The organism is uncultured Jatrophihabitans sp. (genome assembly GCF_964251945.1).
In the GTDB taxonomy this organism is placed as follows: domain Bacteria; phylum Actinomycetota; class Actinomycetes; order Mycobacteriales; family Jatrophihabitantaceae; genus Jatrophihabitans.
The window spans coordinates 438,787-452,820 of sequence record NZ_CAXULP010000003.1; the positions used below are offsets into that span (position 1 = coordinate 438,787).

A 14,034-nucleotide genomic window follows, 5' to 3' on the forward strand; every position below is an offset into this window, starting at 1 on the left:
GCCGACGGTCAGCTGCGTGCGCGGACCTCGGCGCAGGACAGACGTACGAACCAGCCGTGCCCGATCGGCAGCACCTCGGCCGTGACGCGGGTGGTGTCCGGGCGGCCGACGCACTGGCGGAGGAGCAGGCGCGAGCTCGACGACCAGGACGGCCCGCGGTCGCGGTCGAACACGCTCGACTGGTCGAACGACGAGATCAGTCCGTATCCGAGAGCCACGACGCCGGCGGCCGCCAGGGCCACCGCCAGCACGGGTCGGACGTGCCGAGCGCCCGAGCCGGGTCGCGCGTCCGGCGACTGCCGCCGTCGCAGGGGCAGGACTTGGCCCACCAGGATCAGTATCGCGGCCTCGACGAGCACGGCGGGGGTCACGTAGTACCGGGCACCGTAGTAGGGCAACGCGGTGGAGACCCCGCTCGTGATGACGGGGACCGCATAGGTCACCGCGCTGAACGTCAGCAGCACGCCGACGACCCACAGCCCGGCCGGGTCCCGGCCCCGTCGCCACGTCAGCAGGGCGAGCGCGAGAATCCCGACCAGCACCACGATGCCGGCGGTGACCGAAGTCTGGGTCGACTGCGGAGCCAGACGGGCCTCGCCGAGCACGCCGTCGCCGAGGACCCGGCGCAGATAACCGGCCACGAGCGAGCCCGGCCGCACGCCGAAGTGCAGTTGCGCCGCCGCGCCCGTCCGCGGCGCCCCGGCCATGGCGATGGACTGGATCGCCACCCCCACGGCAGTCACCACGAGCACCCAGGTGGCGCCGGCCTGGCGCTGCAGGACCTGGCGGGCGAGCGCCGCGACCAGCACGATGGCCCCGAACGGGCTGGTGGTGACGGCGAGAAAGCAACACGCCGCGATCGCCGCCCACCCGAGAGCACGCCGTGGGGTCCACAACAGCGTGATCACGGCGGCGGGCATCAGGAACCACTGCAGGTTCGTCACCGAGCCGACGGCCTCGGAGCCGACCGGGACAGCCACCAGGCAGAGGGCGACGGCGGCGCGCAGCGCTCGCGACGGGACGTGGCCGCGCAGGGCCAGGTAGCACAGCGCGGCCAGCGCGCCCTCAAAGACCGCGGCGCCGAGGTGCATGCCGATGCCCTGCCAACGCAACGGCAGCGGGTAAAGGGCCGCGGCGACGAGGCGCGGTCCTGTGCTCAAGTACCCGCCGTAGCGGTAGCTGAACGGCGCGAGGGGGCCGTGACGCACAGCCTGCTGCAAGAAGATTGCGCCGTCCTCGGCCCACAGCCGCCCGTGCAGGGCGGAAGTGCCCAGACGGAAGAAGGCCGCGAGCGAGGCCATTGCTAGCACGACCGCCAGCTCTGTCGCGCTCACCCTTACCCGGGCCGGTGGCAGCACGTGGCGTTCGACCCGCCGTCGCCACGTGAGCGGGGCGACGGTGTCGGCGGGATCTGCGCCTGCCGGGAGCTCGGCGTTGTGCCGTCCCATGATCATCCCGAGCGAAGCGAACTGCACCGCAGCCGGACGACCCACATCGGGCTGACCGGCAGGATCGGCACCGTGACACGCTGCCGCTGCGGGCTTTCCTGACACGTGCGCGCCGCAAGCCGCACCGAGTGGGACCACGTCGGCGTGCTGTTGCGCCCCCGGAGGTCGGCCTCGTTGTAGGTCGTGATCATCCCGAATCCCAGAGCGCCGACGAGGGCGAGAACGGCCAGCTGCAGCGCGGTGCGAGCGCCCCGCTCGCCGACGCCCATAGGCCCCGCCTTCGGCGAAATCGGACGACGCTCGAGAACTCCGACGCCGAGCACAACGAGCCCGAGGACGAGGAACTGGGCTGGCAGTGAGTAGTAACGGCCGGCCACTATCGCATTGCCCAGCGGCAGCGGGAGTGGTTGGAGAAGAACGCCAAGCAGGTAGGTGCCGACACTGAGGGCGAGCAGCAGCGCCGCCACCGCCCAAGGGCCGGACCAGCGGCGTGTTAGCCCGACCAGCACCATGGCGGCCAGTACGAGCACGACGATGGCGCCCGCGACGACGCTCGTGCCCATCCCAGCCGGCAGGCGGTCCATACCGAGCACTCCGTCACCGGCGACGCGGGCCAGGTACCCGCGCGCCACGCCCGACGCGCCGTACTCGTGGAGCAGGTTGGCGACTTCGCGCTGCGGGCTGTGCAGCATCTCCGCCGTCTGGGCCGCGAAACCGATTGCGGTCACCAGGAGGACGACCAGCGAACCCCGTCCACGCTGCAGGCCCCACCGCACTAGTGCGCAGCCGAACACCACGGCGCCGAGCGGGCTGGTGGTGGTGACGGCCAAGGTCGTGACGCAGATCGCGGACCAGCCCCACCAGCTGCGCGGAGTCCAAAGCAGCGCAACCACCGCGCCCACCACGAGGTACCACTGGATATTGGCGATTGAACCGGTGATCTCCGGTCCGACCGGCACGAGGACGACATAGAGCGCAGCGAGTCCTCTCCCGAACCGGGATCGGACATGGTCGGACAGGCCTGCGTAGACCACGAGAGCAACCCACGCCACGACGAGCGCGTCCGCGACGTGTATGCCCGCTCCCCACCAACGAACCGGGAACGGGTGGACGAACGCCGCGGCCAACCGGGGAACCGCGTTCAGGTAACCGGCGTAATTGATGGTCACGGCGCGAAAAGGCCCGTCGATGTCGGCCTGTTGTAGGAAGATCCGGCCGTCCTCAGCCCAGACCCTGGCGTGCACGGCGGCGGCGCCCAACCGGAAGAAGGCAAGCGGCGCGGCGAGCATGACTACCAGTGCGGCTTCGAGCGGCGTCACACGGACGCCGCCGCCAGGCACGAACTGCCGCCGCAGGCTGTTGACGAGCCGGGCCGGGCGGGTAGCTGGGCGCGACGAGGTCATGGTGTTGTCGGGCGGGTCAGCATGGGGGTGGGCAGCCCAGCCGGATGCCGTCAGAGTCGCCCGTCTTCCGCGGCAGCCGGTGGCAGGCCGACGTGTGCACAATCGCCAACGACGACGACGTCGATCGCGGTGCCGGCTTCGTTCACGGGTGGTCCGCTCCTGACGTTGTCGACCGCTCCAGCCGTCCCACACTAACCCTCGCACCCGGCACCACCACCGGGTCAGGCTTCGGATCTAGGCTGCCGTCCATGGCGACCTGGGACGACGTCCGGCGGATCGCGTCGGAACTGCCCGAGACGGTCGAGCAGGCCGGTCGGACGACCAAATGGCAGGTGCGAAACAAGCTGTTCGCCTGGGAACGGCCGTTGCGGCCCAGCGACCTCGCGGCGCTGGTCGAGCTCGGCACGGCCGCGCCGGAGGGCGACATCCTCGGCGTCCGGGTCGCCGACGAGGGCGTCAAGCACGCGCTGATCGCGGCCAATCCGGACGCGATCTTCACGATCCCGCACTTCAACGGCTACGCGGCGGTGCTCGTCCTGCTCGACCGCATCGAGTTCCCGGAACTCGAGGAGCTGATCACCGACTCATGGCTGCTGCGCGCGCCGAAGAAGCTGGCGACCCAGTTCCTCGCCGGGTGACAGTGGTCATTTACCGCGACGGTGGTCGCCTAGGACTGACCACTGACCCGCGTAAGTGACCACTGACGCGGCGCAGAGACGTGAACTCAGCCGCCGAGGCGCTGCTTGAGGGCGTCGAGCTCGTCGCGCATCGACGACGGCAGCGCCGCGCCGATCTTGTCGAACCACTCCTCGATGAGTGGGATCTCCGCCTTCCACTCCTCGGCGTCGACGGCGAGCGAGGTGCGCAGGGCCTCGTCGTCCATGTCGAGGCCGGCGGTGTCGATCGACTCGGGGGTGGGCACCCGCCCGATCGGGGTGTCGACCGCGGCCGCAGTGCCGTCGATGCGCTCGAGCGCCCACTTCAGCACCCGGATGTTCTCGCCGAAGCCCGGCCAGGTGAATTTGCCGTCGGCGTCGCGGCGGAACCAGTTGACGTAGAAGATCTTCGGCAGCTTGTCGGCGTCGGCGTTCTTGCCGGTCGCGATCCAGTGCGCGAAGTAGTCGCCGGCGTTGTAACCGATAAACGGCAGCATCGCCATCGGGTCACGCCGCACGACGCCCACGGCGCCCGTGGCGGCGGCGGTCGTCTCGGACGACAGCGTCGCGCCCATGAACACGCCGTGCTGCCAGTCGCGGGCCTCGGTCGCCAGCGGGACGGTGTCCCGTCGGCGGCCGCCGAAGAAGATCGCGTCGAGCGGCACGCCCTGCGGGTCGTCCCATTCCGGCGCGCGGGTGTCGCACTGCGAGATCGGCGTGCAGTACCGCGAGTTCGGGTGGCTGGACAGCTCGGTGGAGTCGGGCGTCCAATCCTGCTTCTTCCAGGACGTCAGGTGCGCCGGCGGCTCGCCCATGCCCTCCCACCAGATGTCGCCGTCGTCAGTCATCGCGACGTTGGTGAAGATCGATCCGCCCTTCGCGATTGTGCGCATCGCGTTGGGGTTGGTGTGGTAATCGGTGCCGGGCGCCACGCCGAAGAAGCCGTTCTCCGGGTTGACGGCGTAGAACCGGCCGTCGTCGCCGATCCGGATCCAGGCGATGTCGTCGCCGATCGTCTCGACCTTCCAGCCAGGCAGCGTCGGCTCGAGCATCGCGAGGTTGGTCTTGCCGCACGCGGACGGGAACGCCGCGGCGATGTAACGCGCCGTGCCCTCGGGGTTCGTCACCTTGGCGATGAGCATGTGCTCGGCGAGCCAACCCTCGTCGCGCGCCTTCACCGAGGCGATCCGCAGCGAGTAGCACTTCTTGCCGAGCAGCGCGTTGCCGCCGTAGCCCGACCCGTAGGACCAGATCAGCCGCTCTTCGGGGAAGTGGACGATGTACTTCGTGTCGTTGCACGGCCACGGGACGTCGGCTGCGCCGTCTTGCAGGGGCGCGCCGACGGTGTGCAGGCCGGGGACGAAGCCCTGTTCGACGCCGTCCTTGGTGAACAGCTCCAGCGCCTTCGTGCCGAGCCGGGTCATGATGTGCATCGAGGCGACCACATAGGCCGAGTCGGTGATCTCGGCGCCGAGCATCGGCTCGTCCGCGTTGAGCGGGCCCATGCAGTAAGGCAGCACGTACATCGTGCGGCCACGCATCGAGCCGCGGAAGCGCTCGATCATGATGGCCTTCATGTCGTCCGGGTCCATCCAGTTGTTGGTGGCCCCGGCGTCCTTCGGGTCCCGGCTGCAGATGAACGTCCGGTCCTCGACGCGCGCGACGTCGGTCGGGTCCGAGGCGCACCAGAACGAGTTCGGCTTCTTGTCGTCGTTCAGCCGGACGAACGTGCCGCTTTCGACGAGCGCGTCGGTGACCCGCGTCCACTCCTCGGGCGAGCCGTCCACCCACTCGATGCGCTCCGGCTGGGTGAGCTCCGCCGTCTCGCGCACCCAGGCCAGCAGGCCCTTGTGGCTGGTCGGCGCGCTATCGAGACCGGGAATGGTGCTGGCCGTCATCTGCAGATGTCTCCTCGCCGGTGAACCACGCGGCGCGCGAGTCGAGCGTGGGCATACCCGTGCGGGCCGCAGCAGGGTGTTCCCAACCGTAACGCCGGGAGCGTTTACAGAACTAATCGGCGAAATGCAAGACTGCTCACATCTGCGGTGTCTCGCGCGTGTCCGGCCGCCCGCTCAGGAGGCAGGGCTCACCGTTGACATGTTGAAGTCGGCAACCCTCAGCGCAGGCATCGCGGCGCGGGTGAAGTAGTCGCTCCACTCCCGCGGCAGGGTCCGCTCGGTGACGCCCGCCTCGGTCACCCGGCCGAGCAGGTCGACCGGCGACTCGTTGAACCGGAAGTTGTTCACCGCGCCGCGCACCTGGCCGTTCTCGACGAGGTACACGCCGTCGCGGGTCAGGCCGGTGAGCAGCAGCGTCTGCGGGTCCACCTCGCGGATGTACCAAAGGCAGGTGAGCAGCAGGCCGCGCTCCGTGTCGGCGATCATCTGCTCGAGCGACGCCTCGGCGCCGCGGGCCTCGAGGATCAGGTTGTCGACGTACGGCCGGGCCGCGGCGCCACAGGGCAGCGCCGACGCGCGGCTGCGCGCCAACTCGGTCAGCACGCCGTCGGTCAGCCAGGACGCTGCCGGCACCGGCGCGCCGTTGTCGAACACCGACTGCACGCCCGTCGAGGACGCCCGCGCGATCTCGAACGGCGCGCACTGCAGTCCAACGGCGCCGGGATCCGAGCGAAGCGTCAGCGGCATCGACGACAGCCGCTCGCCGACCCGGGTGCCGCCGGCCGGCCCCGAGAAGACCGTGCGGCCCTCTTCGGCGTCGCGCGCGGACATGCTCCAGTAGGCGTCGATCATGAGATCGGCCACCGCGGTGGGCGGCAGGATCGTCTCGTAGCGGCCTGGCGGCAGGTCGAGCGAGGTCCGCGCCCAGTCGAGTCGGCGCGTCAACGAGTCGGCGACCGCGACGACGTCCACGTCCGCGAAGTCCCGGGTCGACACGCCGGCCCAGGCCGAGCGCGCGAGGTCGCCGGACTTGCCGTTCAGCTCCAGCCGGCCGTCCGGCTGGTCGACGCGCCGGCGCAGGCCGGTCGACGTCGCCAGGAAGGTGCTGTCCAGCCGGTGCTCGGCGAAGCCATAGAGCAGGCGGTCGGCCGCACGCCACTGGCCGAGCGTTTCGCCGAGTTCGCCGGCGAAGGCGCCGAAGACCTCGACTCCGGTGCCGCGCGGATCGGCGGCCCACTCGTCCGGGTGGTCGTAGGGCGCAACCAGCGGCGCGACGTCTTCGGCCGGTTCGCTGTCGCGGGCCGACTGTTCGGCGGCGCGGACGAGGTCGTCGACCTCCTCGAGGCTGCTGATCGCCCGAGTGACCACGCCTGCGCGCTCGCCGAAGGTCGCCACGACGGTGACCGAGCGCGTCTGCATCTGGCCGTTCGTCGTCAGCGCGTTGGCGGCCCAGCGCAGGTTGGCCTCGGTGTGCTCGGTGGCGATGGCCACGCAGCCGTCGGCGGTGGACGCGGCCAGCGCTGCCTCGGCCAGCTCGCGCGGGTCGGTGCTCACCGCTGACCTCGCTGCGCTCGGTGATTGGCTTCGCCTACGCTGCGACATTGGCTCGCTCGCTGACGCTCGCTCACCGCTGACCTCGCTGCGCTCGGTGATTGGCTTCGCCTACGCTGCGACATTGGCTCGCTCGCTGACGCTCGCTCACCGCTGACCTCGCTGCGCTCGGTGATTGGCTTCGCCCGCGCTGCCACACTTGCTCGCTCGCAGACGCTCGCTCACCGGCCGGCCTCGCTGCGGGTGTTGAGCACGTTGACGCCGCGGAACAGCGCCGCCGGGCTGCCGTGTGAGACGGGCGCGACCTGGCCGGGCTGCCCCTTGCCGCAGTTGAACGCGCCGCCGAGCAAATAGGTCTGCGGGCCGCCGACCGCCTCCATCGAGCCCCAGAAGTCCGTGGTCGTCGCCTGGTAGGCGACGTCGCGCAGCTGGCCCGCCAGCCGGCCGTTCTCGATGCGGTGGAATTGCTGGCCGGTGAATTGGAAGTTGAAGCGCTGCATGTCGATCGACCACGACTTGTCCCCGCGCACCAGGATGCCGCGCTCGACGCCGCTGACCAGCTCGTCGACCGACGGGCCGTCCGGGGCCGGCTGCAGCGACACGTTCGCCATCCGCTGCAGCGGGATGTGGCCGGCGGAGTCGGCGAACGCGCACCCGTTGCTGCGGTCGTTGCCGAGCGCGCCCGCGTTCGCGGCGGCCATCTGGCGGTCGAGCTGATAGCCGACGAGGACGCCGTCGCGCACGATGTCGAATTGCTGCCCGGCCACGCCCTCGTCGTCCCAGCCGATCGTCGCCAGACCGTGCCGCACGGTACGGTCGCCGACCACGTTCGTGACCGAGCTTCCATACTTCAAGGTATTGAGCTTGTCGAGGGTGGCGAAGCTGGTGCCGGCATACGCCGCCTCGTAGCCGAGCGCGCGGTCGAGTTCGGTCGCGTGTCCGATGGACTCGTGGATGGTGAGCCAGAGATTGGTCGGGTCGATGACCAGGTCGTAGCGGCCGGCGTCGACACTGGGCGCCTTCGCCTGCTCGGCGAGCAGGCCCGGCAGCTCGGCGATCTCGGCGTCGAAGTCCCAGCCCGAGCCGGCGAGGTACTCCCAGCCGCGGCCCGCCGGCGGGGCGAGCGTCCGCATCGTGCTGAGGGTGCCGGCCCCGCGATCGACATGCACCGCGGTGAAGTCGGGGTCGACGCGCACGCGTTGCTGGGTCGTGACGGTGCCGGCGGTGTCGGCGTAGAACTTGTTCTCCAGCACGTACTGCACCGACGCGTCGACGTGATCCACCCCGTCGGCGGCAAGCAGCCGCTCGGACAGCTCGATCAACCGACCGATGCGATCGCCTTCCGAAACCGCGAACGGGTCGAGGTCATAGGCCGACACCCACTCGACCTCGGTGTGCACGTCCTCGTCGGCGAACTCGACCGGCGCGCCGCGCAGCACCCGGCTGATCTTGGCTGTCTCGACGGCCCGCTCGGCGAGCGCGACGGCGGCCTCCAGGGTCCGGGTGATGCCGCTGGCGAAGCCCCAGGTGCCCTCGTGCACCACCCGCACGCAGAGCCCGACCTCCTCGGTGTCGCTGGCGGAGTCGAGCCGGGCGTCCCGGACCCGCAGCGCGCCGGTGCGAATGCGCTCGAGGCGGAAGTCGGCGTGCGCCGCGCCAAGCTCACGAGCCCGCTCCAGGGCGGCGCCGGCGAGCCCGCGCAACGGCATGGCAAGAAACAAGGGGTCGAGCACAGGCACGAGGCAGAATGTACCGTCCGGTTGCGAGCCTCGCCGTCGCGCTGTTCAGCACCTGGACAAGCCGTCCTTGTAACCCTTCACGAACGCCTGGACCCGGTCGAGCCCGCTGGTGCCGCGTGCGCCGAACGCCTCGGGCTTGCCCACCTGGTCGAGCATTGCGGACACGGCTTCGTCCAGATCAGAGGGCGAGAGGTAGATCTTCTGATCGGTGATTTGATCCTGGCGGATGTTGACATCCTTCGCATACGAACCGCTGTAGCAGATCGCGGCGATGAGCGCTGCTTTGTCCTCGGTGGAGCGTTGGAACAGTTGGTGACGTACCGCGAGTCCCCAGCCAATCGCCATCATGACGCCGACCGCGAAGTCGCCGGGCTGGTTGTCGACCAGCGTCACGTCGCCGTTGGTGTCGTCGATGTCGACGCCCGGCAGGCTGTCGTAGATGGTCTTGGCGAACGCGGCGCTGTAGTAGACGGTGTTGTCGGCGGCGCAGTAGCCAAACTCGCTCTGTGCCGCCGCGCCGCACTTCGGATGCTCTGCTGCGGCCAGCTTCACCGGCGTGAACGTCTTTGACACCGTCTTGGCTTCCTTGACCCAGAAGCGGTTGAGGTCCTGCGCGAAGTAGTTGGACGACTCTGGTGCAAGCACTTCGCTCAGCGGGCTGTTGCCGCCCTGGCTGTAATCCTGCGGATCCGAGTACGGGCGCTCGGTGAAAGTGCGATCGAAGTAACGGCTGGAGAAGCAGTAGGTCGGGCCGTTGTCGAGGCCGTCGGCGACGGCTGAGAGTCTGTCGAACCCATTGCCGTGTGAGACGTCCTGCAGCGTGGTCGGCGTGCCGTCCCGACCGTCGAGGTAGCCCTCGAGCGCGTTGTCAAGCTTGGCCGCTGTCACGTTGCGAAAGTGCGGGTCCTGGCCCTTGAGCGCCGACGCCGCCCACGCCCCGGCCGCGCAGTCCGCCTGGGATTCGGTGTCGATCGTCGGCAGGTCCTTGTTGAACACTCCGAGCCGGTAGCTGATCGCGTGGCCGAACTCGTGGGCGAAGATCAACGCGACAACGAGCGGCCCGTACTTCTGCGCCAGCCGGGCGAACAGATGGGTCGGCGAGCGGTCCCAGGAGATCGAGTCGTCCAGGGTGCAGAAGGCGCCGTTGTCGATGACAAAGGCGATGCTCTTCTGCGCGCACGCGTTCTGCTCCGCGGGGCCGCTCAGCTGCTTGGTCTCAGCGACCTTCAACCCGTCCACTGAGTAGAGCCCGCCGCGCAACGGCTGCAGGCTCTTGCCGCCGGAGATCTTCGGGTATTCCGTCCGCCAGAACGACTCGATGTCGGCGAGCGCGTTCTGGACGGTGGTGTCGAACGCGCCGCCGTCGGTGCCCTTCACGTTCAGGTGCGCGTTGGGCGCGTTGCCGACGCTCGGCTTGCCGTTGATCGTCGTCGCGCACGCCGTCAACGCGAGCGAGAGGCAGACGAGCACGGCCCAAGGCCGGACCCGCCAGCGCAGGCGTTTGGACACGGCGTCTCCTGCTCGTCAACGCAAGGCGGAAATGTGCCGCCGGAGTGTAGACGGCGTTTCGTTGCGCCGGTTGAGCATGCGCTGTTTGCGACACTGGGCGGATGGGACGGCACTCGGCACCCGGCGCGGACGAGGACCCAGACGTCGCCGACGCGCCGGCCGCGGTGCTCACCGAGGACGTTCCGCGCGGTCGACACGCTGATTCCGGCGCTCGTCCCAGTCCCCGACCGACCGAGGAGTCCTCCGGCGGCTCGCCAGACGCGGCCGTCGGAGCGCCGCGGGTGCTGCAATTGCCGCCGCTGCAGCCGCGTCCGCGGCGGGCCAGCGCCGCCGATTTCGCGCTCGTCCGCGGACACAGCGATGTGCGGGCGCGGTGCGTGGCCGCGCTGGTGACGCCGTTCGTCCTCTACGCGGTCGTGCTGCTCGTCCTTGGCGCGAAGGGGGTCGCCTACGCCCTGTGGATCTTCATCCCGCTGATCCTGGCAGGGGTGTCGCTTGGCGCAGTGCTCGACGCGGGGCACCGGCGCCACGGAGCGCCGCTCGCCGACCCTCCGCCGACCGAGTGACGCCACGGCCGACGGCGGGTTGTCCGGACTCACCCGTCGAGCCCGCAGCACCGGTCATCCTCATGATCAACCGTCAGACGTCCGTGGCCGCGTGGTCGCGCAGGTACTCGCGCAGGTACGGCAACGCGAAATCCACATACCCGCGGCGGGTGGGGTAGATCAACTCGGCGGCGATCAGCCGCAAGCGGTACTGGCTGGCGTAGTTGACGTCCACGTCGAGCCGCTGCTGCACGTCTGCCATCTTCGACGGCCCGCGCCCTCGACCATCACCTCGAGCGCGGCTGCCCCGATGTGCCGGCCGGCCGCTTCGGTGGGTTCACGGAACACCGCTTCCGTAGCAACCGAGATTTTAGAGTCCTTTAGAGTTTTTAGACTTCTTTAGAGTTGGGGTGCTGCCGGTCCGCTGGCTGCGCGCGCTGCGGTTCGGCGCGACTCAGCCCCTCGACTCCGCCCAGCGCTCCAACTCGGCCCGGCGCGGCGGGTTCGCGCCGGCCCGGGCGCAGGTGGCCGCCGCCACCAACGCCGCCCGGTCGAGCAGCGCCGCCACGGCCTCGCGCGACAGCCGCTCCAGCTCAGCCGGACGGTCGAGCCGGCCGCCGACCAGCTCGTCGAGCAGCCCGCTCATGAAGGCGTCGCCCGCGCCGACGGTGTCCACGACCTCCACCGGCACGGACGGCCGCTCGACCATGCCGTCGCGGGTGACGCCGACGGCGCCGTCCCCGCCACGGGTGACGACGACGAGCGCCGGGCCGAGCGCCAGCCAGCCGGCGGCCACCTCGGCCGGCGCGGCGTCCGGCCCGTAGAGGTGGGCGAGGTCTTCCTCGCTCGTCTTGACGACGTGTGCGAGCCGCACCGCCCGCTCGACCTGCGCCCGTGCCGCGCCGGCGTCCGGCTGCAGGCGGGGTCGGACGTTCGGGTCGTAGGTGACGAGCGCCCCGCCCGCGCGCAGCTCGCCGACCCGGCGCTCGATCACCGCGTCCCCAGGCGGTAGCCACGAGGCCAACGAGCCGAAGTGGACCAGCCGTGTCGTGTCCGGGACGCGCGCGAGTTCGGCGTCGGTCCAGCGGAAGTCGGCGGTCCCCTCGACGCCGAACCGGTACGCGGCCACTCCCGCGGCGTCGAGTTCGACCAGGGCGACCGTCGTCGGCTCGGGCGCGTCGACGGCGAGCGACAGGTCGACGCCCGAGCGCAGCGCGTGATTGCGCAGCACGACGCCGAGCGGGTCGCCGGACAGCCGCCCGGCGAACTGGACGGCCCGGCCGAGCCGGGCCAGGCCAAGGACGACGTTGTACGGGCTGCCGCCGGGGCGCGCGAGCCGGGGGTCGTCATCGCCGGTCTCCACCAGGTCGATCAGCGCCTCGCCGATGACCACGAGCCCGCCGCGCGGCTTCACGATTGCGGCGCGAACCGGCGCAGCCATCCCACCGCCGCGCCGACGGTGCGGGTGACGCTGCGCGTGAGCTCGGCGACACCGTTCGGGCGGCGCTCGGCCATCGGCTCCGCGTGCCGCTCGAGCAGCTGCCGCGCCTTCGCGGCGCAGGCTTGGGCCTCGGCGGGGAACGTGCTGGCGTTCGCCCGGGCGAGCAGCGCGTCGATGCGGGCGACGATCCGCGCGTCGCGGACCACCGCGCCGGGCCGCGCCGCCGCGGCAGCCGGCACGGCCAGCAGCTGCAGGTCGGTGCGCGGCAGGGACGTCAGTAGTGCGAGGACGTCGACGACCACCCGCAACGCCTCCGCGCGCAGGGCGCAGTGCCGGACCGCCCACTGGGAGAGGTGCGGCTCGGCCGCCGACCACCAGAACCGAAAGCGCAGCTCGCGCAACTGGTCCGCCCAGGGCACCCGCGCGGCCCATTGCGTGGTCGCCGCGAGCGCGTCGGCGAGGTAGTCCAATGCGCGCGGATCGAGGCGGCGCGCCGCGAACGAGTGCAGCTCCCGGGGGCTCCAGCCGTGGGTCAGCAACGCGTGCAGCACCTCGCCGACGGCGCTCTCGGCGGCGAGGTCGACGGTGCGCGGCAGCAGGGCCGTCTTTCCGCGCAGCAGCGGCTCGAGCCGGCGCAGGTCGGTGGGCTCGTCGGCGCGCTCCCGGGCGGCCGCGTGCAACAGACGGATCGCCTCGCCGAACGCTGCGGCCGAAGTCTGCGCGCGCGGCCCGGGCAGCGGGCGGGCATGCGCGGCGACCATGCCTCGAGTGTCGTGGGTGGGCGCCGTCGTGGCGCGCAGACACTCCCTGCAAGCGACGCGGGACGCGGCCGGTCGGCCCGCTCAGTCGGTCGCGGCGTCAGCCGGGGTACGGCCCGCGTGGGCGGGAGCGGCCGCCGGCGCGGTACAGCGAGCTCGGCAGCTCGTGGCCGATCGCCTTCTCGGTCACCGCGGCGGCGGCGAGCAGCGCGTCGAGATCGAGCCCGGTCGCCACGCCGCTGTCCTCGGCCCAGTAGACAAGCTCCTCGGTGGCGATATTGCCGCTCGCGCCGGGCGCGAACGGGCACCCGCCGAGACCGCCGACGCTCGCGTCGAGTTGGCGGACGCCGTGCTGGACCGCCGCGAGCGCGTTGGCCTGACCGGTGCCGCGGGTGTCGTGGAAGTGCACGCCGACCTCGAGGCCGGGCGCGGCGGCGCGCACGGCGTCCAGCAGGGCGAGCACGCGCCGGGGCGTCACCGTGCCGATCGTGTCGCCGAGGCACAGCTGGTCCGCGCCCTGGGCGAGCGCCGCCCGGACGACGTCGAGCGTCCGCGTCGGATCGGTCGGGCCGTCGAAGGGGCAGTCCCACGCGGTTGCGATGATCACCTCCAACGAGCCGCCCGCGCCGTGCGCCAGCGCGGCGATCTCGTCGATGACCGCCGCGGCCTCGGCGGTGGGCCGGCCGGCATTCGCGCGGCTGTGCGAGTCTGCCGCCGACACGACGTATTCGAGGTCGGCGACGCCCGCGTCGATCGCCCGAACGGCGCCGCGCACGTTGGCGACCAGCGCGGAGAAGCGGACGTCGGGCCAGCGGTCGAGGTGCTTGGCGACCTCGTCGGCGTCCGCGAGCGCCGGCACCGCCCGGGCCGAGACGAAACTGGTCACCTCGATCCGCCGCACGCCGGTCGCCGCCAGCGCGGCGAGCATCGCCAGCTTCGCGTCGGTCGGCACGGGCGCCTCGAGCTGCAGGCCGTCGCGCAGGCCGACCTCGCGGATGTCGATGCGGTCGGGGAGGTCGAGTGCGCTCACGATCGAGACGCTAGTCCGCACGCCGTGCGCGGCGTCGCGGCGCCAGCGGTTGACGT

The 14,034-nt window shown here is 71.1% G+C and carries 12 protein-coding genes; 2 read left to right on the forward strand and 10 right to left on the reverse strand.

All coding sequences use genetic code 11. The features are described from left to right. Positions 1-8: 8 nt before the first annotated feature. Positions 9-1,475, reverse strand: coding sequence for a hypothetical protein (locus ACFFBG_RS09585; protein WP_375478011.1), 1,467 nt, complete (start codon positions 1,473-1,475; stop codon positions 9-11). Next, positions 1,451-2,851 (reverse strand): hypothetical protein, encoded by a 1,401-nt coding sequence (locus tag ACFFBG_RS09590; RefSeq protein ID WP_375478013.1) that lies wholly within the window; start codon positions 2,849-2,851, stop codon positions 1,451-1,453. Before ACFFBG_RS09590 ends, ACFFBG_RS09585 begins: the two co-directional genes overlap by 25 nt. 248 nt (positions 2,852-3,099) lie before the next feature. Here ACFFBG_RS09590 and ACFFBG_RS09595 point away from each other — a divergent pair, with 248 nt between their 5' ends. Continuing rightward, the gene (locus tag ACFFBG_RS09595) at positions 3,100-3,489 is read left to right on the forward strand and encodes an MmcQ/YjbR family DNA-binding protein (RefSeq protein WP_375478015.1); all 390 of its coding nucleotides are present in this window, start codon (positions 3,100-3,102) and stop codon (positions 3,487-3,489) included. Positions 3,490-3,575: 86 nt separating this feature from the next. Here the strand turns inward: ACFFBG_RS09595 and ACFFBG_RS09600 are convergent, their stop codons facing one another. From ACFFBG_RS09600 to ACFFBG_RS09615, 4 genes are all read right to left on the reverse strand, one after another. Further along, positions 3,576-5,405: a phosphoenolpyruvate carboxykinase (GTP) gene (locus ACFFBG_RS09600; RefSeq protein WP_375478017.1), complete on the reverse strand. Its 1,830-nt coding sequence runs from the start codon at positions 5,403-5,405 to the stop codon at positions 3,576-3,578. Between the two features lie 174 nt (positions 5,406-5,579). Continuing rightward, complete coding sequence (locus ACFFBG_RS09605; protein WP_375478019.1) at positions 5,580-7,007, reverse strand: metallopeptidase TldD-related protein; 1,428 nt, start codon at positions 7,005-7,007, stop codon at positions 5,580-5,582. A 170-nt stretch (positions 7,008-7,177) separates the two neighbouring features. Beyond that, entirely contained in the window at positions 7,178-8,665 is a 1,488-nt protein-coding gene (locus tag ACFFBG_RS09610) for a TldD/PmbA family protein (RefSeq protein ID WP_375478173.1), read from the reverse strand. 75 nt (positions 8,666-8,740) lie between these two features. After that, complete coding sequence (locus tag ACFFBG_RS09615; protein ID WP_375478021.1) at positions 8,741-10,204, reverse strand: hypothetical protein; 1,464 nt, start codon at positions 10,202-10,204, stop codon at positions 8,741-8,743. 101 nt (positions 10,205-10,305) lie between these two features. Here ACFFBG_RS09615 and ACFFBG_RS09620 point away from each other — a divergent pair, with 101 nt between their 5' ends. Next, the gene (locus ACFFBG_RS09620; protein ID WP_375478023.1) at positions 10,306-10,770 is read left to right on the forward strand and encodes a hypothetical protein; all 465 of its coding nucleotides are present in this window, start codon (positions 10,306-10,308) and stop codon (positions 10,768-10,770) included. 73 nt (positions 10,771-10,843) lie between these two features. On the opposite strand, the gene ACFFBG_RS09625 is transcribed toward ACFFBG_RS09620, so the two are convergent. The 4 genes from ACFFBG_RS09625 to ACFFBG_RS09640 form a co-directional block, all read right to left on the reverse strand. Continuing rightward, positions 10,844-11,002, reverse strand: a complete 159-nt coding sequence (locus ACFFBG_RS09625) for a hypothetical protein (RefSeq protein ID WP_375478024.1) — start codon at positions 11,000-11,002, stop codon at positions 10,844-10,846. Between the two features lie 201 nt (positions 11,003-11,203). Next, positions 11,204-12,190 (reverse strand): carbohydrate kinase, encoded by a 987-nt coding sequence (locus ACFFBG_RS09630; RefSeq protein ID WP_375478026.1) that lies wholly within the window; start codon positions 12,188-12,190, stop codon positions 11,204-11,206. Beyond that, complete coding sequence (locus ACFFBG_RS09635; protein ID WP_375478028.1) at positions 12,160-12,951, reverse strand: DUF2786 domain-containing protein; 792 nt, start codon at positions 12,949-12,951, stop codon at positions 12,160-12,162. The genes ACFFBG_RS09630 and ACFFBG_RS09635 overlap by 31 nt, the downstream gene beginning before the upstream one ends. A 97-nt stretch (positions 12,952-13,048) precedes the next feature. Next, complete coding sequence (locus ACFFBG_RS09640; protein WP_375478029.1) at positions 13,049-13,978, reverse strand: hydroxymethylglutaryl-CoA lyase; 930 nt, start codon at positions 13,976-13,978, stop codon at positions 13,049-13,051. Between the last annotated feature and the right edge of the window lie 56 nt (positions 13,979-14,034).

Bases quoted from the DNA above. Each gene is read 5' to 3' on its own strand.
- ACFFBG_RS09590 (WP_375478013.1), bottom strand. From the start codon at position 2,851: ATGACCTCGTCGCGCCCAGCTACCCGCCCGGCCCGGCTCGTCAACAGC.
- ACFFBG_RS09595 (WP_375478015.1), top strand. From the start codon at position 3,100: ATGGCGACCTGGGACGACGTCCGGCGGATCGCGTCGGAACTGCCCGAG.
- ACFFBG_RS09600 (WP_375478017.1), bottom strand. From the start codon at position 5,405: ATGACGGCCAGCACCATTCCCGGTCTCGATAGCGCGCCGACCAGCCAC.
- ACFFBG_RS09605 (WP_375478019.1), bottom strand. From the start codon at position 7,007: ATGTCGCAGCGTAGGCGAAGCCAATCACCGAGCGCAGCGAGGTCAGCG.
- ACFFBG_RS09610 (WP_375478173.1), bottom strand. From the start codon at position 8,665: ATGCCGTTGCGCGGGCTCGCCGGCGCCGCCCTGGAGCGGGCTCGTGAG.
- ACFFBG_RS09620 (WP_375478023.1), top strand. From the start codon at position 10,306: ATGGGACGGCACTCGGCACCCGGCGCGGACGAGGACCCAGACGTCGCC.
- ACFFBG_RS09630 (WP_375478026.1), bottom strand. From the start codon at position 12,190: ATGGCTGCGCCGGTTCGCGCCGCAATCGTGAAGCCGCGCGGCGGGCTC.
- ACFFBG_RS09635 (WP_375478028.1), bottom strand. From the start codon at position 12,951: ATGGTCGCCGCGCATGCCCGCCCGCTGCCCGGGCCGCGCGCGCAGACT.